Here is a 19,032-nt window from a genome sequence, read left to right as displayed (position 1 = left end):
TCAATCGGACGCTTGGGGTGAGTGGCGAAGGCGGCGGTGGCGTGGCGTTGGGGTGGTGTCCGGTACGGCGGCGGCGGTCCGCCGTACCGGACACCACCCTCAGGCCGGCTGCCCGGCGGTGGTCCGGGCGTAGTGCTCGGCGATCTCGTCGCTGGTGGTCAGCCACACCCCGGGGTGCTGGGCGATGTGCTCCAGCGCCTGGTCGAGGTACTTGTGGCGGAACGGCTGGTTGATGGCGAACGGGTGCAGCACCAGCGACGTCACCCGGCCACTGCCCGCCGCGTCCGCGTGGAGCTGGTCCGGCTGGTCCTTGACGATCCGTACGAAGTCCGGGCCGCCAGGACACGGGGGCGCCGGGCGCCGTCTACGGGCGGTAGATGCAGGCCGCGAGCCCTGAGTGCCGCGGCCAGCCGAGCGACTCGTGCAGATGGCCCGCCTCCTCCTTGTCCGCCACCCAGCCCCCCGGGAGCCACGGCTCCGCGGTCTCCGTCTCCACGGGCAACTTGGGCCAGGTGTACGGGGCGGTCACCGAAGCGGTGGCGGCGCGCATGGAGGACTCGTCGAGGTCGGGCAGCACGTGGCGGCCCACCTGGTCCGGGCGGCCCACGTCGATGTAGAGCCCCCAAGGGTGCTCGACCGCCCGGGGCGTTGACGCGAGACGGCCCAGCCGGCGACCCAGGTCCTGGCGAGTTCCGCCACCATCGAACCCTCCCGAGTAAGTGGTAATTAATGGCGGTGGACCTTACTTGTTCGGGCGGGTGTGTGAAAGCCGGCTTACCGCGGCGGACCGTCCCTCCGGTCGCTGGCCTCCGTGACCCGGCGAAGAATTGGCCGGGTACGGGCAATCGACGACGGCAGGCAGCGCACCACCGTGGCGCTGCGCGCCGGACGGGTGGTTACGGTGACGACTTCGCCCTTCGGGTCCAGCGACCCGTTCTCCGACCTCTTCGACCGCTTCTTCGGCATGAGCCCGGCGGCCTCGCCACCGGCCGTCCAACGCGTCCCCATCGGTCGACTGCTCAGCGACTCCGCCCACGAACTGCTCGCCGCGGCGGGCAGCCGCGCCGCCGAGGACGGCTCCGACCTCGACACCGTCCATCTGCTGTGGGCCGCCACCCAGGTGCCGGCCGCCCGGCAGATCCTGGAACAGGCCGACGCCGACCCCGACCAACTGGCCGAGGACATCGGCCGACGACTGCCCTCCGGCACCGGCAACGGAGAGCCCGCGCTCACCCCCGCGGCCAAGCGCGCCCTGCTCGCCGCCCATGCGCGCTCCCAGGCCGCCGGCGCCTCCTACATCGGCCCCGAGCACATCCTCGCTGCGCTCCTGGAGGACCCCCACTCCGGCCTCACCCAGGCCCTCGGCCCCGAGGGCGCCCTGGACGGCGGCGCCGGCCGCACCGCCCGACAGCCCGCCCAGGGCGGCCACGGCGACACCCCGACCCTGGACGCATACGGGCGGGACCTCACCGACGAGGCGCGCGGCGGGAAACTCGACCCGGTCGTCGGCCGGGCCGCCGAGATCCAGCAGACCGTCGAGGTGCTCTCCCGGCGGACGAAGAACAACCCGGTGCTCATCGGCGACCCCGGCGTCGGCAAGACCGCGATCGTCGAAGGGCTCGCCCAGCGGATCGTCGCCGAGGAGGTGCCCAAGGCCCTCCGTGACCGTCGGGTGGTCTCCCTCGACCTCGCCGGGATGGTCGCCGGCTCCAAGTACCGGGGCGAGTTCGAGGAGCGGCTCAAGAAGGTGATCGACGAGGTCACCCGCTCCGAGAAGGGCATCATCCTCTTCCTCGACGAACTCCACACCGTCGTCGGCGCGGGCGGCGGGGGCGAGGGCGCCATGGACGCCGGCAACATCCTCAAACCGGCCCTGGCCCGCGGCGACCTCAGCGTGGTGGGTGCGACCACCATCGACGAGTACCGCAAGCACATCGAGAAGGACGCCGCCCTCGAACGCCGCTTCCAACCGGTCATGGTGCCCGAGCCCAGCGTGGCGGAGACCGTCGAGATCCTGCGCGGACTCCGGGACTCCTACGAGGCCCACCACCAGGTGCGCTTCACCGACGAGGCGCTCGACGCCGCGGCCTCCCTCTCCGACCGCTACATCAGCGACCGCTTCCTGCCCGACAAGGCCATCGACCTGATGGACCAGGCCGGTGCACGGGTGGGACTGCGCAGCCTGGACGGCCCCAGCGCGACCGCCGACATCGAGGAGCGGCTCACCAAGCTCCGCCGGGAGAAGGACGAGGCGGTCAGCACCGAGGACTACGCACGCGCCGCCGAACTCAAGGAGCGCGTCCGGCAGGCCGAACAGGAACTCGCCGACGTCGACGAAGAGCGCGAACAGGCCGCCAGCGTCACCACCGAGGACATCGCCGAGGTGCTCTCCGCGCGCACCGGCATCCCCGTCTCCCAACTCACCGAGACCGAACGCCACCGGCTGATGAAGCTCGAAGAGGCCCTGCACGAGCGGGTGATCGGGCAGGAGGAGGCGGTCACCGCCGTCTCCCAGGCCGTTCGCCGCAGTCGCGCCGGGATGAGCGACCCCGACCGCCCCAGCGGCAGCTTCCTCTTCCTCGGGCCCACCGGCGTCGGCAAGACCGAACTGGCCAAGGCGCTCGCGGACATCCTCTTCGGCGACCCCGACCGGATGATCCGCTTCGACATGAGCGAGTTCCAGGAGAAGCACACCGTGTCCCGACTCGTCGGCTCCCCGCCGGGATACGTCGGCTATGAGGAGGCCGGGCAGCTCACCGAGGCCGTCCGCCGCAGGCCGTACAGCGTCATCCTCTTCGACGAGGTCGAGAAGGCCCACCCCGACGTCTTCAACCTGCTGCTCCAGGTCCTCGACGACGGCCGGCTCACCGACGCCCAGGGACGCACCGTCGACTTCCGCAACACCGTCGTCATCATGACCAGCAACATCGCCTCCAAGCGGATCCTGGACCACAAGGGATCCGTCGACGAGATCCGCGACGAGCTGATGTCCGACCTCCAGGCGCACTTCCGGCCGGAGTTCCTCAACCGGATCGACGAGGTCATCGTCTTCCACGCGCTGACCCGGAAGGACCTCATCAAGATCGTCGACCTGTTGCTGGAGCGCAGCCGGCGCCGGCTGCACGCCCAGCACATCGACCTCAAGGTCACCGGGCCCGCCAAGGAGTGGCTGGCCAACCGCGGCTACCAGCCCGAGTTCGGGGCCCGCCCGCTGCGCCGCACCCTCCAGAGCGAGCTCGACAACCGGCTGTCCAACATGCTCCTCGACGGGACCCTCAACCCCGGGGACACGGTGGTCGCCGACGTCGACGACGGCCGGCTGACCGTGACCCTCGAAGCGGGGCCGACCGGCGAGGCAGCGACCGAGGAGCCCGCCGACACCACGTCCTGAGGGACCGTCAGGCGTCGGCGCCCGCCCGCACGTCCGTGGCGATCGGCAGGTGCCGGGGCCCGCGCAGGATCGGACTGTGCCGGTACGGCGGGGGATCCTCGACCAGGCGCGGACCGTCCAGGCGGCGCAGCAGCTCGGCCAGCGCGACCTGCGTCTCCACGCGGGCCAGCGGGGCGCCGAAGCAGCTGTGGACGCCGCTGCCGAAGCCGAAGTGCCGGTTGTCCCGACGGGCCGGATCGAAGTGGTCGGGGTCCTCGAACCGCAACGGATCCCGGTTGCCGGACGCCAGCATCAAGAACAGCGGCGCGCCCTGGGGGATGATCACCCCGCCCACCTCGATGTCGGTCAGCGGCGTGCGCTGCGGCAGCATCTGGACCGGGGGCTCGTACCGCAACAGCTCCTCCACCGCCGAGGGCATCAACTCCGGCTCCCGGCGCAGCCGTTCCAGCACCTCCGGGTGGCGCAGCAGGGTGAGCATGCCGTTGGTGATGAGGTTGACCGTGGTCTCGTGCCCGGCGATCGTCAGCAGGGTCAGCGTCGTCATCAACTCCGGCTTGTCGAGCCGCCCTTCGGGCCCGTCGTCGTGGACCAGGGCGGAGATCATGTCGTCGGCCGGGTTCGCCCGCCGCCGTTCGGCGAGGTCGCCCAGGTACGCGCCCATCGCCATCCGCGCCGCCGTCCCCGCGCGCTGCTTCTCCTGGGGATCTTCGCCGGGGGAGTGGTCCAGGGAGGCGATGATGGTGTTCGTCCAGCCGCGGAGCTCGGGCATGTCCTCGTGGGGGACGCCCAGCAGCCGGCAGATCACGGTGACCGGCAGCGGGTACGCGAAGTCGTCCACCAGGTCGATCCGGTCCCGGTCCCGCAAACCGTCGGTCAACTCCCGGGCGATCTCCACGATGTCCTCGTGCAGCGCGTCGACCCGGCCGGGGGAGTGCGGCGGGCCGAAGGGGCGCATCGCGAGCCGGCGGAGCCGGTCGTGTTCGGGGTCGTCGAGGGCGATGAAGGACGGCGGCAGGGCGTCCGGCCGGGCCGCGTCCGGTGTGCTGCGGTGCCGTACGTCCGAGCTGATGCGCGGGTCGTGCAGCAGCGCGGCGATCTCGTGGTAGGTGCCGACCAGGTAGCTGCCGTCGTTCTGTTGCGCCACGCCGTGCTCGCGGAGTTCGGCGTAGAGCGGATAGGGGTCGGCGCGGTTCTCGTAGGCGTTGATCCGCTCCAGCAGGGTCTCCGTGGACATGCGCGGGGCTCTCCTCGTCAGGGGCAGGGTGTCTGGTGGCGGCGGGGCGGTGGTCAGGCCATCGGCCGCAGCACGGCGAGGCGCCGGTCCGGCAGATGACCGGTGAGCGCGACCGTCGGGCCGTGCGAGAGCACCTTCGGGTCCGGGACGTCGGAGGCCATGACCCTCGGCGCCGTGGGCCGGTCGGCGGCGCCCGGCTCGGGCGGGAACGGGGCCGCGGTCTCGATCAGGCGCTGGTAGTGCTCCAGCCACTTGGCGCGGTTGACGCTGACCGCGGCGGTGATCCGGCCGCGGTAGCCGTAGGCGACGACCAGCCGGCCCTCCTCGACCGAGCCCTGGGCGATGGTGACCTGGTCGGAGAAGGTCGGGACGCCGACCGACTTGATGTTCAGGCCGAACTGGCTGGACCAGAAGGCCGGCACCGCCAGGTGCGGGCGCCGCAGCGGCCCGGGGTTGACCATGTTGTGGGCCGCCACCTCCGCCTGCTCGACGGCATTGCCCCAGTGTTCCAGGGCCAACATCTGGTAATCGAAGAGCGGATGCGGGAAACGGGCCACGTCCCCGGCCACGAACACGTCGTCGGTGACGATCCCGTACATGTTGAACGCCCGGCACCCGGCGTCGCAGGCCACGCCCCGCGGGCCCGCGGCGAGCCCCGAGCCGTCCAGCCACTCGGTGTTGCGGACCGCGCCCAGGGCGACCACCGCGACCTCGACGTCGATCCGGCTGCCGTCGGAGAGCTCGGCGCCGGTCAGCCGCCCGTTGCTGCCCAGGAGCGAGGTCACCGTCACCCCGCAGCGCAGATCGACGCCGTGCGCGCGCTGCAACCGCGCGGCGAACGACCCCAGCGTGCCGCCGAGCGCCCCGACCAGCGGTGCCGGCCCGCGTTCGGCGACGGTGACCGCCAGGCCGCGCTCCCGGCAGGCGGAGGCGATCTCGGACCCGGTGAACCCCGCCCCGATGACCAGGACCCGGCGCGGCCCGGCGTCCAGGCGCTCGGCGAGCCGGCTCGCGTCATCGACCGTCCGCACCGTCAACACGCCGTCCAGGCGGGCCTCTTCGGGGTGCGGCCAGGGACGGGCGCGGGTCCCGGTCGTGATCAGCAGCCGGTCGAACGGCAGCCGCTCGCCGTTGGCCAGCAGCACCTCCTTCGCGGCCGGGTCGAGGCCGCTGGCGCGCACCCCCAGCTTCCACCGCGCGTCCACCTGCCGGCGGGCCGGCAGGCCGACGTCCGCCGCGGGCACCCGGCCCAGCAGCACCTGCTTGGACAGCGGCGGGCGGTCGTACGGCGGATGCGGCTCGTCGCCGACCAGGGTCAGTTCCCCGGTGAAGCCCTCGTCCCGCAGCGTCTCGGCCGCCCGCAGCCCGGCCAGGGAGGCGCCGACGATGACGATCCGCCCGCTCTTGAACTCACCGGACATCGGCACCGGCCCCCGTCCCGGCGTCGGCGCCGGCCTGTTCGCCGACGAGGATGGCCTGCACCGGGCAGGCCGCCGCGGCCCGGCGTACCCGCTCCGCCTGTTCCGCCGGCGGCGCCGGGGCGTAGAGCAGCGCTTCCTCGCCGTGCAGTTCGAACACCTTCGGGGCGAGGAACACGCACTGCGCGTAGCCCTCACACCGGTTGAGATCGACCACGATCTGCATTCCGCACCATTCCTCCGCACGAGCCGTCGCTTCCGTCCTACTCGCCTTCGGCGGGCGGCGCGGGCGGTGGTGGGCCGGAGGGGTGTGCACGGGGAGTGAGGGGCGGGTGGTGCGGACCGCCGCTGCCTCCGGGCATCGGCCGGAAATCCGCGACGACCACCGCAGCCGGATTTCCCGGCGGCCGGGGAATATGCCCCGAACCCTTATGGCGCAGCATAGAAATACCGGACATCGGGAAGGTTGCGGAGAGCTGAAGCATCGGGGAACCACCATGCCGGGGCGCGGGGATCACAGCGGATCCGGGTGTTCCGGAGGCGTTCTCCGAAAACTTCCGACCGGGGTCACATGGCCGGGTCGCCGGGTGACCGATATCCGTATTGACCCGTATTGTTCAGCGGTATCCAACATCGGTCGAAACGTGAATCACGTAACGCCTCGCGCGGAGTGCCGGCAAAATCTTTGCGATCATTTCAACCGAACTTGCCTTCCCCGTCCTGAGTATGAGATGGGATGGGGTGGAACGTTGCCCTACGAACTGTGAGGAATCTCGGATGCCCTTCGCTGTGCCTGGAACTCTGGCCGCACCAGGGAAGGGGCACGGGAAATCCAGACTCTATGTCCTAGACGGTCTACGCCTGGTGGCGGCGTTGATGGTCCTGGCGTACCACTACATCACCCTCCGTGACGGCTGGGGCAATGATCCGCACGCGATCTCGCCGACCCTCTACCACCTCTCCCAATTCGGTTGGCTGGGTGTCGAAGTCTTCTTCCTGATCAGCGGATTCGTCATCTGCATGAGCACCTGGGGGCGTTCGCTCGGCGACTTCGTCAAATCCCGGGTGTCCCGCCTCTATCCCGCGTACTGGGTCGGGGTCCTGCTCACCGCGGCCGTGCTCACCATCTGGCCGCACGTCCGCAGCGCGGACAACCTGGAGACGGTGCTGACGAACCTCACCATGCTCCAACAGGGCGTGGGAGTCTCCGACCTCGACGACGTCTACTGGTCGCTCTTCATCGAGCTGAAGTTCTACCTGCTCTTCGCCCTCGTCGTGTACCGCGGTGTCACCTACCGCAGGTGTGTGCTCTTCTGCGGCTTGTGGACGGTGGCCGGAGTCGTCGCGCTCAAGGCCAACAGCAACTTCCTGTCGGTATGGGCCATCGCCCCCTACTCGCCGTACTTCATCGCCGGCATCGCCTTTTACCTGATGCACCGCTTCAAGCCCACGCTCCTGCTCTGGGCCATCGTCGCGGTCGAATTCCTGCTGGCCCAGCACTACGTCCGCGGTCGCCTGATCATGAACGTCGGAGCCAAGGCGAGCATGGCGCACGGCTGGCCGGCGCGAGTGGGCGTCATCCTGGCCTTCGCGGTGATGGCGGCCATCGCCCTCGGGGTATTCGACAAGGTGCAGTGGCGCTGGCTGGTGACCGCCGGTTCGCTGACGTACCCGCTGTACCTCCTGCACATGTACATCGGATTCACCCTCATCGACGTGCTGCGCAAGCACGTGCCGGCGCCCGTCCTGCTCCTCGCCATCGTCGCCTTTATGTTGCTGCTTTCCTACGCGGTACACCGCCTGGTGGAACGACCCCTGGGTAAATGGCTGCGGGACGGAATTCAAAAGGGACTCCAGGAAATGCGCCGGAATTCCAAGAGTCAGGCGGCATCGGAATCCGATACCGGCCGACGAGACCCGGAAGGCCCGTCGAACGTCGTCGTCGACAAGTGCCGGGTGGGGACACAACGGCCGTCCCAGTAATCCCGGGCCGGCCCGGCCGCCCCCCCCGCTGATTGCCAGTCCGCCATGGCACCAGGCACCCTTGCGTCATGTCAAACGTACGACTCGAGGCATGGATCGGCGGGGAGTGGTTCGAGGTGGGCGCCGTGAGCGTCACCGTAGAGGACTCCGCGCTGACCCTGTCCTTCGAGCAGCAGCGGACCGAGGCCGGATACCGGAGCATGATCTGGGAGCCGCTGGAGCACTTCCTGCGGGAGTACCGCGACGAGCCGATCGTCGTGGTCCCGCGGGGCCGCACCTTGCCGGTGATGTACGCCCCAGGCGGGGCGGGACCCTTCCGGCTGGCGGAGGTGACGGACTGAGCGACAGAGGGAAGGACGGCGCTTCAGGGCCGTGTGCCGGGGTCCCCGGCGCACGGCTCACCGCACCGACTCGGCCGGTGGGCGCTCGCGCAGCGCCCCGTAGGCGAAGAAGTACGCCGGAGCGTGGTTCAGCCACCGCGAGGTGGTGAGCCGCTCGGCGACCCACCGTGCCCGCCGAGGATCGCCGAACGGTGGCCGGCCCGCCAGCACCGGCTCGACGACCCGGGAGTGCGCGAACCGCTGCAGCGCCTGTGTCAGTACCGTGGTCGGCCACCGTCGGCGCTGCACCGCGCGGACGTCCCGCAGGCCCACCGCTCCGGCCCGCAGCGGGCCGACCAGATGCCGGGCCGTGGCCACCGCGTCCTGCACCGCGAGGTTGATGCCGATCCCGAAGATCGGCGACATCGCGTGTGCCGCGTCGCCGATGCACAGCAGCCCCGGGCGGTGCCAGCGCCGCAGCCGGTCGAGCCGGACGTCCAGCAGCTTCACCTCGTCCCAGGAGCCCAGTGCCCGCACCCGGTCGCTGAGCCAGGGCGCGGCCGAGGCGTAGTTCACCATGAACGCCTCCAGGCCGGCGGCGCGCCGCTCGGCGTCCGAGCCCTTGGGGATCAGCGCGGCACACTGCCAGTAGTCCCCGCGGTCGATGTTGGCGGCGAGCAGCCGGTCCCCGGCCCCGCCCACCAGCCCGTGCGGATCCCCGTCGTGCCGCGGCAGCCGGAACCACCAGGCGTCCATCGGGCAGCTGAACGTCCGCAGCCCCAGCTCGGGCAGGGACCGGGCGAGCGAACCCCGGCCGTCGCAGGCCACTGTGAGCGTCGCCCGCAGCACACCGGTCCGACCGTCGGCCGTGCGGTAGCGGACGCCCGTCACCCGGCCGCGTTCCTTCAGGAACGACGTCACCTCGGTGTCCATCCGCACGGAGAACGACGGCTCGTGCCGGGCCTCGTCGACCAGCAGGTCGAGCAGGTCCCACTGCGGCACCATCGCCACGTAGTTGAAGCGGCCGCCCAGCGCGGCGAGGTTCCCCACGGTCGTCAGCGAACCGGCCGGCCCGATCGGCAGCTGGACGGACGTCACCCGCCGCTGCGGCAGCCTGGCGAACCGCTCACCGAGCCCCAACTCGTCCAGCAGTGCCAGCGTCGAGGGGTGCACGGTGTCGCCCCGGAAGTCACGCAGGAAATCCCCGTGCTTCTCCAGGACCGTCACCGCCACCCCGGCCCGCGCCAGCAGCAGCGCGAGCACCATCCCGGCCGGTCCACCGCCCACCACACAACATGTCGTCCGCTCCACCACAACCACTCCCTTCCACACCTCCCGGGCCCGGCGCTTGCGCAGGCAGCCACCAGCACAGATACCCGGGATCGCGGCGGACACCAGCCGCGGTTCCCCCCAATCGCCGAGCGCGGTGCGCGGCACCGTGTCCGCCATATCGCCTTTTTGTTGCGCTTGTTGGGAACGCGTCCAGCCGGATCCGCCTCTTGTGGGGTGTGGTCCGATCGGGCCACACCAAGGGGAGGAAAGAAAATGACACACCAGACGAAGGAAGCACGGAACGCACGCGCCACGCGGGGGAACCTCGGCCGTCGGGGCGCCCGACTCGCCGCTGTGGGCGCGATGGCCACGGCCGCGGCCGTACTGGTCGTCACCCCGGCGTTCGCCAAGGGCGGCGCGGACCTCACCGCTTCGCGCAAGGCCGTCAAGGTCGGCCAGACCGTGCACGTCAAGGGCCGGGGGGACAGTGACGGCGTCCAGTACGGGCAGTTCTGCGCCCAGCAGCGCGTCGGCACGAAGGGTGCCTGGCACACCGTCAAGTGCGGCCACATCGTGGAGATGGGCGTCGCCGATGCCAAGGTCGACGCGACGGTCAAGGCCACACACAAGGGCGCTCTGCAGTTCCGCGGCGTGCTCTACGGCGTCGACGGCCCGCGCGGCGGCCACCCGTACGTGGACCGCACCACCGACGTGAAGACCGTCCGCGTGAGCTGACCCGGCCACCGTAGGCCGCCCTGTGCGGCCTACGCTGCCGGTCGGGGTGGTCGACGCTGCAGTCGACCACCCCGACCGGCGCGTCCGCGGCCTGCTCGCCGAGGCCCAGCCCCACCTCACCGCCCAGCACTGGACCCGACTCCTCGCCGCCGAGCAGGACCCCCGGCAGCGTTGGATCCTCACCGGCTGCGCCGTCGACCGCAGGGCGTCGCGCACCCCGGCACCCGATGCCCCGCGCGGTCTTCGCCGCCGAGTGCCGCGCCGGTGACCGGGCCGCCGAGGACTTCGGCGAGCGCGCCGCGGCGACCTGCTGCCTGGCACCCGCACTCGCCGCCCGACTGGCCGCCTCCGCCGCCCCGGCCCTCCGCCGCGCCCTGGCCCGCAACCCGCACCTGGCGCCGGACCTCGTCGCCGTACTCGCCGCGGACACCGACCACGACGTCCGCTACGAGGTGTCCGTGCGGCCCGACCTCACCTAGGAACAGCGGGCCGCCGTCCCCGTCACCGTCGACCCCGACGGCCTGCGCCACGCGCTGCTCCTGGAGGTGTGGCAGTGGTGGACCGGCAGCCTCCGCTTCCCCGGCCGGCCACGCTCCTACCCCAACTTCCCCGCCGCGGCCTGCTCCGGTACGCCACCGACCCGAACCCGCGGCTGCGTCAACTGCCCCTGGACGAACCGGAGTCGACGGCCGAACTGGCGGAACGCCTCCGTCGCGACCCTGACCCGGAGGTACGCCTGCGGGCCGCCACCGATCCGCGGCGGGCACCCCACCGGCCCGGCGGAGCGCGCCTGACGCAACGTCAAGACCGCCGATCCGCCCCTGCCGCCTTCCCTTCCGTCTTCCTCAACTCACCCCGGCGTGACAGTGTTTGACGAGCTCGACGGCTGTGACGCCGGCGCTGGCGCCGGCACCCGCGGCAGTCGGAACACGGGGGAAGGTGACACGCATGACTGATACGGGCATCAGGGCGCTAGGCGGCGACGATCCGCGCCGGATCGGCGCCTACGACCTGCTGGGGCGCCTCGCCCCTGGCGGTATGGGACGCGTCTATGTGGCGCGGTCCACCAAGGACGGAGCACTGGTCGCGGTCAAGACGCTGCTGGCCGAGGGCGCCATCAGCGACACCGACCGGCGCCGGTTCGCCCGGGAGGTGAAGCTGGCCCGGCGGATCGACAGCGCCCACACCGCACGCGTCCTCGACGCCGACGCACACGCCGAACGCCCCTGGATGGCCATCGAGTACATCCCGGCGCCCTCACTGGCCGAACTCGTCCGCAGCGCCGGGAAACTACCCGCCCACGCGGTGCACTGGGTCGCGGCGGGCGTCGCACAGGCCCTGGTGACCCTGCACGAGGCGCAGATCATCCACCGGGACGTCAAGCCCCAGAACGTGCTGCTGCCCCAGGACGGGCCCCGCCTCATCGACTTCGGCATCTCGCACGCCAACGACATGACGCGCACCCAACTGACGTTGGGCACCATTGCCTTCACCTCCCCGGAGCAGGCCCGAGCCGAGCCGTCCACCAGGGCGTCCGACGTGTACTCCCTGGGCGCCACGCTCTTCCACACCGCCGTCGGCCGGCCGCCCTACCCCGACACCTCCGACACCATCCGCCTGCTCACCCTCGTCCAGCGCGGCGAACTCGACCTCAAGGGCCTGCCGAAGGAGCTCGGTGCGCTGATCCGGCCCTGCCTGGCCGCCGATCCGAAGGACCGGCCCGAACCCGCCGAGGTGCTGCGCCGCGCGCTCGCGGAACTCGACGGGTTCCCCACGCAGCAGCGCGGCGCCGGCTGGCTGCCGCCGCGCTGGACGTCCCTGATCGGGGAGTACGAGGCGCAAGGACGGGCGCTGGGCAAGAGCGGCGGCGCGGAGGCGCCCACGGTCGACATGCGGACGCGGAAGGCGCCCCCGCCGAAGCCCACCCGCGTCTACACCGAGGACCGCAAACGCGCCGATGGCGCACCGCGCCGCCCAGCACGCCCCAAGTCCCCGACCCCGCGGCCCTCGTCGGCCCGGAAACCCACCCCCGCCCCCGCGGCTGCCGGGAAGTCGGCATCCGCGTCGGCCCCCGGGCCGGCCGCCGCCAAGTCCGCCCCCAAGCCCTCGCCCAAGCCCCCCTCGACCTCCTCCTCTTCCTCCTCCGGTTCGTCCGGGGGCGGGTTCTGGGTCGTGCTGGGCATCGTCGCGCTGGTGGTGATGCTCTGGAAGCCGTGGGAGCACACCGGCGCCGACGGCTCGCCCGGCGACACGTCGAGCAGCAGCGCCAGCAGTAGCAGCAGCACGTATGCCGGCGGGGGAGTCGGTTCCCTCTCCAGCGGGGGCGGCAGCAGCGGAAGCGGTGGCACCACCTACAGCCCCCCGACCTCAACCACGCCCTCGCCCACCCCGCCCTCGCCGTCCCCCACGCCCGTCGCGTCCCGCACCCCGAGCGCGGACGACGTGGCCTTCTCCGCCGTACGGGCGGGTGACTGCGTCGACGGCTATGCGAACGGGTACGGCGGATGGAGCCCGACGTCCCCGGACCGGGTGGACTGCCAGGCGGCCAACGCCTATCTGCGGGTCGGTTCCGTGCTCGGCTCCGGAACCTGCCCGTCCGGGCCGGGACTCGGCGGCTGGTGGCACACGGCCACCGACTCCTCGTCCGTCAATCTGTGCGTGGAGCGGCAGTTCCGGGTCGGCCAGTGCTTCCTGGCCCGGTCCAACAGCGGTCGACCGGGCGGCGCCAACCTGCTCACCCTGTGGAGCTGCGGCGCCAACCGCGTGCCGCGGGAGTTCAGTTTCATCATGCAGATCACGGCGGTGCTGCCGGCCTCGGCGGGGACCCGTGCCTGCCCGCCCGACCCCGGCCACTACACCTACTCGTGGCAGGTCTACGAAGGCCGGAGCATCCTCTGCACGAAGGTCGCCTGAGGGGCGCCGGGCCCGATCGGCGCGCGGACCGGTCGCCGCCCCGGAGGCCGGGGCGGCGACTGTCGGCCCGTTCAGCCGCGGGCGTCGGCGGCCTGCGGGAGCGCGCCGGTGCCGGCCGCCAGCACCCGGTCCGGGCGGATCGGCAGGTGCCGGTGGCGGACGCCGGTCGCGTGCCAGACCGCATTGGCGACGGCCGCCGCGACGCCCACGATGCCGACCTCGCCGATGCCCTTGATGTTGACCGGGTCGTCCTCGTCCGGGTCGTCCACCCAGTCCGCCTCGATGAGCGGGACATCGGCGTTGGCCGCCACGTGGTAGCCGGCGAGGTCGGCGCCCACGACGGTGCCGGTGGTCTCGTCCCGGACCGCCTCCTCGTGCAGGGCCATGGAGAGCCCCCAGACCATGCCGCCGAGGAACTGGCTGCGCGCGGTCAGCGGATTGACGATCCGGCCGGCGGCGAAGACGCCCAGCATCCGCCGGACCCGCACCTCGCCGGTGGCGATGTCCACGGCGACCTCGGCGAACTGCGCGCCGAAGGCGTGCCGTTCCCGGGGCGGCAGCGTACCCAGCGCCTCGGCGGTGTCCGACCGCGCGGTGATCCCCTCCGGCGGCACGGTGCCGCCCAGGGCCAGTTGCTCGCGCAGCGAGCGGGCCGCGAGGGTGACCGCCCAGGACCACGAGCGCGTGCCCATCGAGCCGCCGGCGAGGATCGCCTGGCCGAAGTCGCTGTCGCCGATCAGGACGGTCACGCGGTCCGGCGTGACCTCCAGTGCGTCCGCGGCGACCAGGGCCAGCGCCGTCCGTGCCCCGGTCCCGATGTCCGCCGCGGTGATCCGCACCGTGTAGCTGCCGTCCGCCTCCGCGGTCACCGCCGCCGTGGACGGAGCGACCAGGGTGGGGAACGAGGCGGCAGCGGTGCCGGTCCCGAGCAGCCAGCGGCCCTCGCGGCGCACCCCGGGACGCGGATCGCGGTCGCCCCAGCCGAACCTGCGGGCGCCCTCCTCGAAGCAGGCCAGGAGCCGGTGGCTGCTGTAGGGCAGGCCGGAGATCGGGCCCACCGTCGGCTCGTTGCGGGCGCGCAGGGCGATCGGGTCGATGTCGCACTTCTCGGCGAGCTCGTCCAGCGCGCACTCCAGCGCGTACGAGCCCGGTGCCTCGCCCGGCGCGCGCATCCAGGTCGGCGTGGGCACGTCGAGGCGGACCACCCGATTGACGGTGTGGTGGGCGTCCGCGTCGTACATGGCCCGGGCCACGTCGGCGCTCCGCTCGACGAACTCGTGCACCGTCGAGGTCTGGTTCAGCCCCTGGTGGTCCAGGGCGCGCAGCCGCCCGTCGGGATCTGCACCGAGCCGGACCCGCTGCGCGGTGGGGCTGCGGTACCCGGCCAACGAGAACATCTGCCGGCGCGTCATGACGACCCGGACCGGGCGGTGCAGGATCGTCGCCGCCATCGCCGCCGCCACCTGGTGCGGGCGGGTGCCCTTGGACCCGAAGCCGCCGCCGATGTGCTCGGAGCGCACCCGGACCGCGCTCTGGTCGAGCGAGAACAGCCGCGCGAGTTCCTGGGCGACGAAGATGCTGCCCTGGTTGGAGTCGACGACTTCGAGCCGGCCGCTGTCCCAGTACGCGGCCGCGGCGTGCGGCTCCATCGGGTGGTGGTGCTCTTCCGGAGTGGAGTACTCCGAGTCCACCACGACGGCGGACGCGGCGAGTTCGGCCGCCAGGTCGCCCTTCTCCTGCTCCGCCTCGGCCCGCGGGTTGCCCGCCGGGACGTACGCCTCCGGATGCCCGGCGGCGAACGCCACGTCGTGCGGCTCCTCGTCGTAGGCGACCGTCAGCGACTCGGCGGCCTCCCTGGCCTGTTCGGAGGTCTCCGCGACGACCAGCGCCACCGGCCAGCCCGCGTACGGCACCCGGTCGTGCTGGAAGAGCTGGAGCGCCGGGTCGGGTGTCCCCATCGGGCCGACGTAGTCCGACTCCAGGGGCTGGGCGTTGCCGTGGTGGAGGACGGTGAGCACACCGGGCATCGCCAGCACCGGGGCGGCGTCGATCGAGCGGATCCGGCCGCGGGCGATGGTGGAGACCACCAGCCAGCCGTGGGCGAGCTCGGCGAAGGGGATCTCGCCGGCGTAGCGGGCCGCGCCGGTGACCTTGTCGCGGCCCTCGATACGGGTGTGCGCGGTGCCGACGGCACCGATCACCGGGACGGTTCCGGTCGTCGTGGTCGTCATCGGGTGGCCTCCTCGGTCTGCCGGCTCTCCTCGGCCAGCTCGGTCAGCACGGCGACGACCAGATTCCGGATCAGCGTCACCTTGTATCCGTTGCCGGGCAGCGGCTCGGCGGCGGTCAGTTCGGCGTCCGCGGCGGCGCCGAACGCCTCGGCGGTGGCCGGACCGCCGATCAGCGCCCGCTCGGCCGCCTGCGCGCGCCACGGCCGGGACGCTACCGCCCCGAACGCCAGCCGGACGTCGTGGACCACGCCGTCCCGGACATCGAGGGCGGCGGCGACCGATCCGATGGCGAAGGCGTACGACGCCCGCTCGCGCACCTTGCGGTAGCGGGACGCGGCGGCGACCGGCGCGGGCGGCAGGGTGACGCCGGTGATCAGCGCGCCGGGCGGCAGTGCGGTCTCCCGGTGCGGGGTGTCGCCCACCGGGAGGTAGAACTCCGCGAGCGGCACCGCACCCGGCCCGTCCGCCGTCGCGTAGTGCACGACGGCGTCGAAGGCGGCCAGTGCCACTCCCATGTCCGAGGGGTGGACGGCCACGCAGTGCGTGGAGGCCCCCAGGATCGCGTGGTTGCGGTGCTCGCCGGCCACGGCCGGGCAACCGCTACCGGGGACACGCCTGTTGCACGCCTTGGAGACATCGGCGAAGTAGGCGCAGCGCGTGCGCTGGAGCAGATTGCCGCCCACCGTGGCCATGTTGCGCAACTGTCCCGAGGCGCCGGCCAGCACCGCCTGCGTCAACGCCGGGTAGCGCCGGCGTACTTCGGGGTGGGCGGCCAGATCACTGTTGGTGACGGTGGCCCCGATCCGCAGCACGCCGTCGTCGGCGACCTCGATCCGCTCCAGCGGCAGCTCCCGCACGTCGACGAGGAGCGCGGGCCGCTCCACCCCGCTCTTCATCAGGTCGACGAGGTTGGTGCCGCCGCCGAGGTAGCGCGCCTCGGGCTCGGTGCCGAGCAGCGCCAGTGCCCCCGGCACGTCGGACGCCCGCCGGTAGTCGAACTCCCTCATGCCGCACCCTCCACGTCCGTCACATCCGTCCGGCCCGCGGTGCGCGCCGAGTCCTCCGCGGCCCGTGCGACCGCCTGCACGATCGACACATACGCACCGCAGCGGCAGAGATTGCCGCTCATCCGCTCCCGGATCTCGTCCGCGGTCAGCGGCGGTATGCCCGCTTCCGGCCGGACGTCGGTGGTCGCCGCGCTGGGCCAGCCCGCGGCGTGCTCCTCGATGGCCGCGATCGCCGAGCAGATCTGCCCGGGCGTGCAGTAGCCGCACTGGAAGCCGTCGAGGTCGAGGAACGCCTGCTGCACCGGGTGCAGCCGCTCGCCGTCGGCCACGCCCTCGATGGTGGTGACCTCCCGCCCCTCGGCGGCCACCGCGAGCTGGAGGCAGGACACCACCCGGCGCCCGCCGAGCAGCACCGTGCAGGCGCCGCACTGTCCCTGGTCGCAGCCCTTCTTGGTGCCGGTCAGGCCGAGCCGCTCGCGCAGTGCGTCGAGCAGGGTGGTGCGGTTGTCGACGGGCAGCGTGTGCTTCTCGCCGTTGATCGTCAAGGTGATGGCACCGGCCGTCGATGGGGCCATGGTCTGCCTTCTTTCACGTCTCACACGTCGAAGGGCGCGGGGGCCCCGGCCGGGGCCCGCCGGCCCGGTCGGTCAGCGGAATCGGGTGGCTCGCCGGGCGGGTACGGGCCAGGCGGAACCGGACACCTCCGGGCGGAGGGGACGGGGTGGTGCGGAGCGTCGCGGCGTCGGAAGGGCGGTGCGGGCAGTGCGGAGGCGCGGGTGGGGGCGCATGACGGCACCGGTCGAGGTGGCCGGTGGGCTCCCCAACTGGTCCGATCCGCCGCTGATCTGCCGCTATGGTGGTAGGCAAGCGGACAGCTGTCCGTTACCGTTGAAATTTAACGGACAGCTGTCCGCTTAGCAAGGACGATTGTCCGCCAGGCATCATCTGCCCAACAACCCTGACGCAGCGGCGAATTCCGGGAGGTGGACGCGTGCGCCGTCCCAAGGACACCCCCCGGCGCTCGGACGCCCAGCGGAACCGCGACCGCCTCCTCGAAGTGGCCCTTGCCGAGCTGACCCGCTGCGCCGACGCCCCGCTGAGCGCCATCGCCAAGAAAGCCGGCGTCGGACAGGGCACCTTCTACCGCAACTTCCCCAACCGCGAGAGCCTCGTCCTGGAGGTCTACCGCCACGAGGTCCAACAGGTCTCCGACGCCGCCGCGCACCTCCTGGCCACCCGCCCGCCCGACCAGGCCCTGCGCGCCTGGATGGACCGCCTCGCCCAGTACGCCATGGCCAAGGCGGGCCTCGCCGCCGCCCTCCGCAAGGCCACCACCCCCCACGGCACCCTCGCCGCCGTGGCCCGCGGCCCCCTCTCCGCCGCCGTCACCCTCCTCCTGACCGCCAACGAGGAGGCCGGCACCATCCGCCCCGACATCACCGCCGAGGACTTCCTCCTCGCCATCGCCGGCCTCTGGCAACTCGACCCGCACGCCGACTGGCACACCCGCGCCACCCGCCTCCTCGACCTCGTCATGGACGGCCTCCGCACGGGCGCGCCCGGACGGTGAGACGACGGCGCGGACCGCTGCACGCCGACCGCTAGGATTTCGGCATCTGCACCTCGGAATCCGTGCATCAGCAGGAGGGCGGCAGGCGATGACACCCTCGACCGTGGGGATCGACATCGGCGGCACCAAGCTGCTCATGGTCGCCCAACGGACCGGCCACGACGAACCTTTGATCCGTCGACTCGCCACCGGAGCCGCGACAACTCCCGACGACATCGAAGCCGCCGTCCAGCGGTTCCTCACCGAACACCGACTGACTCCCTCCTCCATGGGCGTCGCCGTCCCCGGGCTCGTCGAGGACGGACGGGTCGCTGTCTGCGACGTCCTCCCCAACCTCACCGGGTGGCAGGGCCCAATCGCCGACGGCACCCCGCCCCTCCTCGTCAACGACATCCGCAGCGCCCTGGCAGCGGAGGCGCGAGGACTCCCGGAGTCCTCGACCGTCGCCGTCCTGCTCTGCGGAACCGCCGTCGGGTCGGCATACCTTCACCAGGGAAGGGTGGTTCGCGGTTGCCGCGGATGGGCCGGCGAGATCGGCTACCTGCCGGTGCCCACACCCCGGGGCATCCTCCGACTCGACGACGTGGCCGGCGGCGCGGCGATCGTCCGCGCCACGGGCCTCGGCCCCACACAGGTCCATGCCGCGCTCAGTGCCGGAGACACCGCCGTCCGCCAGACCGTGGAGGCAGCCGGTGAGTCGTTCGGGCTGGCCATCGCCACACTGGTCAACATCCTCAACCCGGACACCGTCCGGGCCGCAGGTGGCACCCTCGGTTACCCGGGCTATTGGGACACCGCTCTGGCCACCGCCCGCACCCACTCGCTCCCCGAACTATGGGACTGCTGCACCGTCGACCGCATCAAGGACCCCGAACTGGTCGTCGCCCGGGGAGCCCTTCGGCTGGCCGCCGCAGCGGCAGATGGCGCGGGCTGGGTCGAACAGTACGTCTGATGTGGG

General features: G+C 72.2%; 18 protein-coding genes. 9 read left to right on the top strand and 9 right to left on the bottom strand.

All coding sequences use genetic code 11. The features are described 5' to 3' along the window. Nucleotides 1-99: 99 nt before the first annotated feature. Nucleotides 100-264, bottom strand: a complete 165-nt coding sequence (locus tag JNO44_RS03880) for a hypothetical protein (RefSeq protein ID WP_240167401.1) — start codon at nt 262-264, stop codon at nt 100-102. 100 nt (nt 265-364) lie between these two features. Continuing rightward, nucleotides 365-577, bottom strand: coding sequence for a hypothetical protein (locus JNO44_RS43040; protein WP_240167400.1), 213 nt, complete (start codon nt 575-577; stop codon nt 365-367). Nucleotides 578-901: 324 nt separating this feature from the next. On the opposite strand from JNO44_RS43040, the gene JNO44_RS03870 reads away from it, so the two are divergent. After that, nucleotides 902-3,391 (top strand): ATP-dependent Clp protease ATP-binding subunit, encoded by a 2,490-nt coding sequence (locus JNO44_RS03870; protein WP_275695732.1) that lies wholly within the window; start codon nt 902-904, stop codon nt 3,389-3,391. Nucleotides 3,392-3,398: 7 nt separating this feature from the next. On the opposite strand, the gene JNO44_RS03865 is transcribed toward JNO44_RS03870, so the two are convergent. Genes JNO44_RS03865 through JNO44_RS03855 form a run of 3 tightly spaced genes read right to left on the bottom strand, consistent with a single transcriptional unit; the run spans nt 3,399 to nt 6,269 of the window. Next, the gene (locus JNO44_RS03865) at nt 3,399-4,625 is read right to left on the bottom strand and encodes a cytochrome P450 (protein ID WP_205361410.1); all 1,227 of its coding nucleotides are present in this window, start codon (nt 4,623-4,625) and stop codon (nt 3,399-3,401) included. A 53-nt stretch (nt 4,626-4,678) separates the two neighbouring features. Then, nucleotides 4,679-6,046 (bottom strand): NAD(P)/FAD-dependent oxidoreductase, encoded by a 1,368-nt coding sequence (locus JNO44_RS03860; RefSeq protein WP_205361408.1) that lies wholly within the window; start codon nt 6,044-6,046, stop codon nt 4,679-4,681. Then, nucleotides 6,036-6,269, bottom strand: coding sequence for a ferredoxin (locus tag JNO44_RS03855; protein ID WP_205361406.1), 234 nt, complete (start codon nt 6,267-6,269; stop codon nt 6,036-6,038). The genes JNO44_RS03860 and JNO44_RS03855 overlap by 11 nt, the downstream gene beginning before the upstream one ends. A gap of 638 nt (nt 6,270-6,907) precedes the next feature. Between JNO44_RS03855 and JNO44_RS03850 the strand changes: the two genes are divergently transcribed. Together JNO44_RS03850 and JNO44_RS03845 are read left to right on the top strand one after the other, a co-directional pair. Continuing rightward, on the top strand, nt 6,908-8,026 hold the full coding sequence (locus JNO44_RS03850; protein WP_205361405.1) for an acyltransferase family protein: 1,119 nt from the start codon (nt 6,908-6,910) through the stop codon (nt 8,024-8,026). A 68-nt stretch (nt 8,027-8,094) separates the two neighbouring features. Continuing rightward, complete coding sequence (locus JNO44_RS03845; protein WP_073447473.1) at nt 8,095-8,367, top strand: hypothetical protein; 273 nt, start codon at nt 8,095-8,097, stop codon at nt 8,365-8,367. A gap of 57 nt (nt 8,368-8,424) precedes the next feature. Here the strand turns inward: JNO44_RS03845 and JNO44_RS03840 are convergent, their stop codons facing one another. After that, nucleotides 8,425-9,657 carry an FAD-dependent oxidoreductase gene (locus JNO44_RS03840; RefSeq protein ID WP_205369365.1) on the bottom strand — a complete coding sequence of 411 codons (1,233 nt, stop codon included), beginning with the start codon at nt 9,655-9,657 and terminating at the stop codon, nt 8,425-8,427. Between the two features lie 234 nt (nt 9,658-9,891). Here JNO44_RS03840 and JNO44_RS03835 point away from each other — a divergent pair, with 234 nt between their 5' ends. The 4 genes from JNO44_RS03835 to JNO44_RS03820 all read left to right on the top strand — a co-directional run bounded on the left by JNO44_RS03835 (nt 9,892) and on the right by JNO44_RS03820 (nt 13,266). Continuing rightward, a complete protein-coding gene (locus tag JNO44_RS03835) occupies nt 9,892-10,353 on the top strand; it encodes a hypothetical protein (RefSeq protein ID WP_205361403.1) in 462 nt (153 codons plus the stop codon). 46 nt (nt 10,354-10,399) lie between these two features. Next, complete coding sequence (locus JNO44_RS03830) at nt 10,400-10,621, top strand: hypothetical protein (RefSeq protein ID WP_205361402.1); 222 nt, start codon at nt 10,400-10,402, stop codon at nt 10,619-10,621. Continuing rightward, the gene (locus JNO44_RS03825) at nt 10,581-10,832 is read left to right on the top strand and encodes a hypothetical protein (protein ID WP_205361401.1); all 252 of its coding nucleotides are present in this window, start codon (nt 10,581-10,583) and stop codon (nt 10,830-10,832) included. Before JNO44_RS03830 ends, JNO44_RS03825 begins: the two co-directional genes overlap by 41 nt. 469 nt (nt 10,833-11,301) lie before the next feature. Then, on the top strand, nt 11,302-13,266 hold the full coding sequence (locus JNO44_RS03820; protein WP_205361400.1) for a serine/threonine-protein kinase: 1,965 nt from the start codon (nt 11,302-11,304) through the stop codon (nt 13,264-13,266). A 71-nt stretch (nt 13,267-13,337) separates the two neighbouring features. Here the strand turns inward: JNO44_RS03820 and JNO44_RS03815 are convergent, their stop codons facing one another. From JNO44_RS03815 to JNO44_RS03805, 3 genes are read right to left on the bottom strand one after another with little or no spacing between them, the layout of a single operon-like run. Continuing rightward, nucleotides 13,338-15,497 carry a xanthine dehydrogenase family protein molybdopterin-binding subunit gene (locus tag JNO44_RS03815; protein WP_205361399.1) on the bottom strand — a complete coding sequence of 720 codons (2,160 nt, stop codon included), beginning with the start codon at nt 15,495-15,497 and terminating at the stop codon, nt 13,338-13,340. Continuing rightward, complete coding sequence (locus tag JNO44_RS03810; RefSeq protein WP_205361398.1) at nt 15,494-16,504, bottom strand: FAD binding domain-containing protein; 1,011 nt, start codon at nt 16,502-16,504, stop codon at nt 15,494-15,496. The genes JNO44_RS03815 and JNO44_RS03810 overlap by 4 nt, the downstream gene beginning before the upstream one ends. Next, complete coding sequence (locus JNO44_RS03805) at nt 16,501-17,079, bottom strand: (2Fe-2S)-binding protein (RefSeq protein ID WP_205361397.1); 579 nt, start codon at nt 17,077-17,079, stop codon at nt 16,501-16,503. Before JNO44_RS03805 ends, JNO44_RS03810 begins: the two co-directional genes overlap by 4 nt. 416 nt (nt 17,080-17,495) lie before the next feature. Between JNO44_RS03805 and JNO44_RS03800 the strand changes: the two genes are divergently transcribed. Both JNO44_RS03800 and JNO44_RS03795 read left to right on the top strand, forming a co-directional pair. Further along, nucleotides 17,496-18,074 carry a TetR/AcrR family transcriptional regulator gene (locus JNO44_RS03800; protein WP_205361396.1) on the top strand — a complete coding sequence of 193 codons (579 nt, stop codon included), beginning with the start codon at nt 17,496-17,498 and terminating at the stop codon, nt 18,072-18,074. An 88-nt stretch (nt 18,075-18,162) separates the two neighbouring features. After that, nucleotides 18,163-19,026 carry an ROK family protein gene (locus JNO44_RS03795; RefSeq protein ID WP_205361394.1) on the top strand — a complete coding sequence of 288 codons (864 nt, stop codon included), beginning with the start codon at nt 18,163-18,165 and terminating at the stop codon, nt 19,024-19,026. Nucleotides 19,027-19,032: the final 6 nt, after the last annotated feature.

Origin of the sequence: Streptomyces noursei (assembly GCF_016917755.1) — a bacterium.
Taxonomy (GTDB): Bacteria; Actinomycetota; Actinomycetes; order Streptomycetales; family Streptomycetaceae; genus Streptomyces; species Streptomyces yunnanensis.
Note: the sequence above shows the minus strand (reverse complement) of the source record. Positions and strands in the feature narration are given on the sequence as shown.

Excerpts from the sequence above, each read along its gene's own strand:
- JNO44_RS03865 (WP_205361410.1), bottom strand. The coding sequence starts at position 4,625 with ATGTCCACGGAGACCCTGCTGGAGCGGATCAACGCCTACGAGAACCGC.
- JNO44_RS03860 (WP_205361408.1), bottom strand. The coding sequence starts at position 6,046 with ATGTCCGGTGAGTTCAAGAGCGGGCGGATCGTCATCGTCGGCGCCTCC.
- JNO44_RS03855 (WP_205361406.1), bottom strand. The coding sequence starts at position 6,269 with ATGCAGATCGTGGTCGATCTCAACCGGTGTGAGGGCTACGCGCAGTGC.
- JNO44_RS03845 (WP_073447473.1), top strand. The coding sequence starts at position 8,095 with ATGTCAAACGTACGACTCGAGGCATGGATCGGCGGGGAGTGGTTCGAG.
- JNO44_RS03835 (WP_205361403.1), top strand. The coding sequence starts at position 9,892 with ATGACACACCAGACGAAGGAAGCACGGAACGCACGCGCCACGCGGGGG.
- JNO44_RS03825 (WP_205361401.1), top strand. The coding sequence starts at position 10,581 with ATGCCCCGCGCGGTCTTCGCCGCCGAGTGCCGCGCCGGTGACCGGGCC.
- JNO44_RS03820 (WP_205361400.1), top strand. The coding sequence starts at position 11,302 with ATGACTGATACGGGCATCAGGGCGCTAGGCGGCGACGATCCGCGCCGG.
- JNO44_RS03815 (WP_205361399.1), bottom strand. The coding sequence starts at position 15,497 with ATGACGACCACGACGACCGGAACCGTCCCGGTGATCGGTGCCGTCGGC.
- JNO44_RS03810 (WP_205361398.1), bottom strand. The coding sequence starts at position 16,504 with ATGAGGGAGTTCGACTACCGGCGGGCGTCCGACGTGCCGGGGGCACTG.
- JNO44_RS03805 (WP_205361397.1), bottom strand. The coding sequence starts at position 17,079 with ATGGCCCCATCGACGGCCGGTGCCATCACCTTGACGATCAACGGCGAG.
- JNO44_RS03795 (WP_205361394.1), top strand. The coding sequence starts at position 18,163 with ATGACACCCTCGACCGTGGGGATCGACATCGGCGGCACCAAGCTGCTC.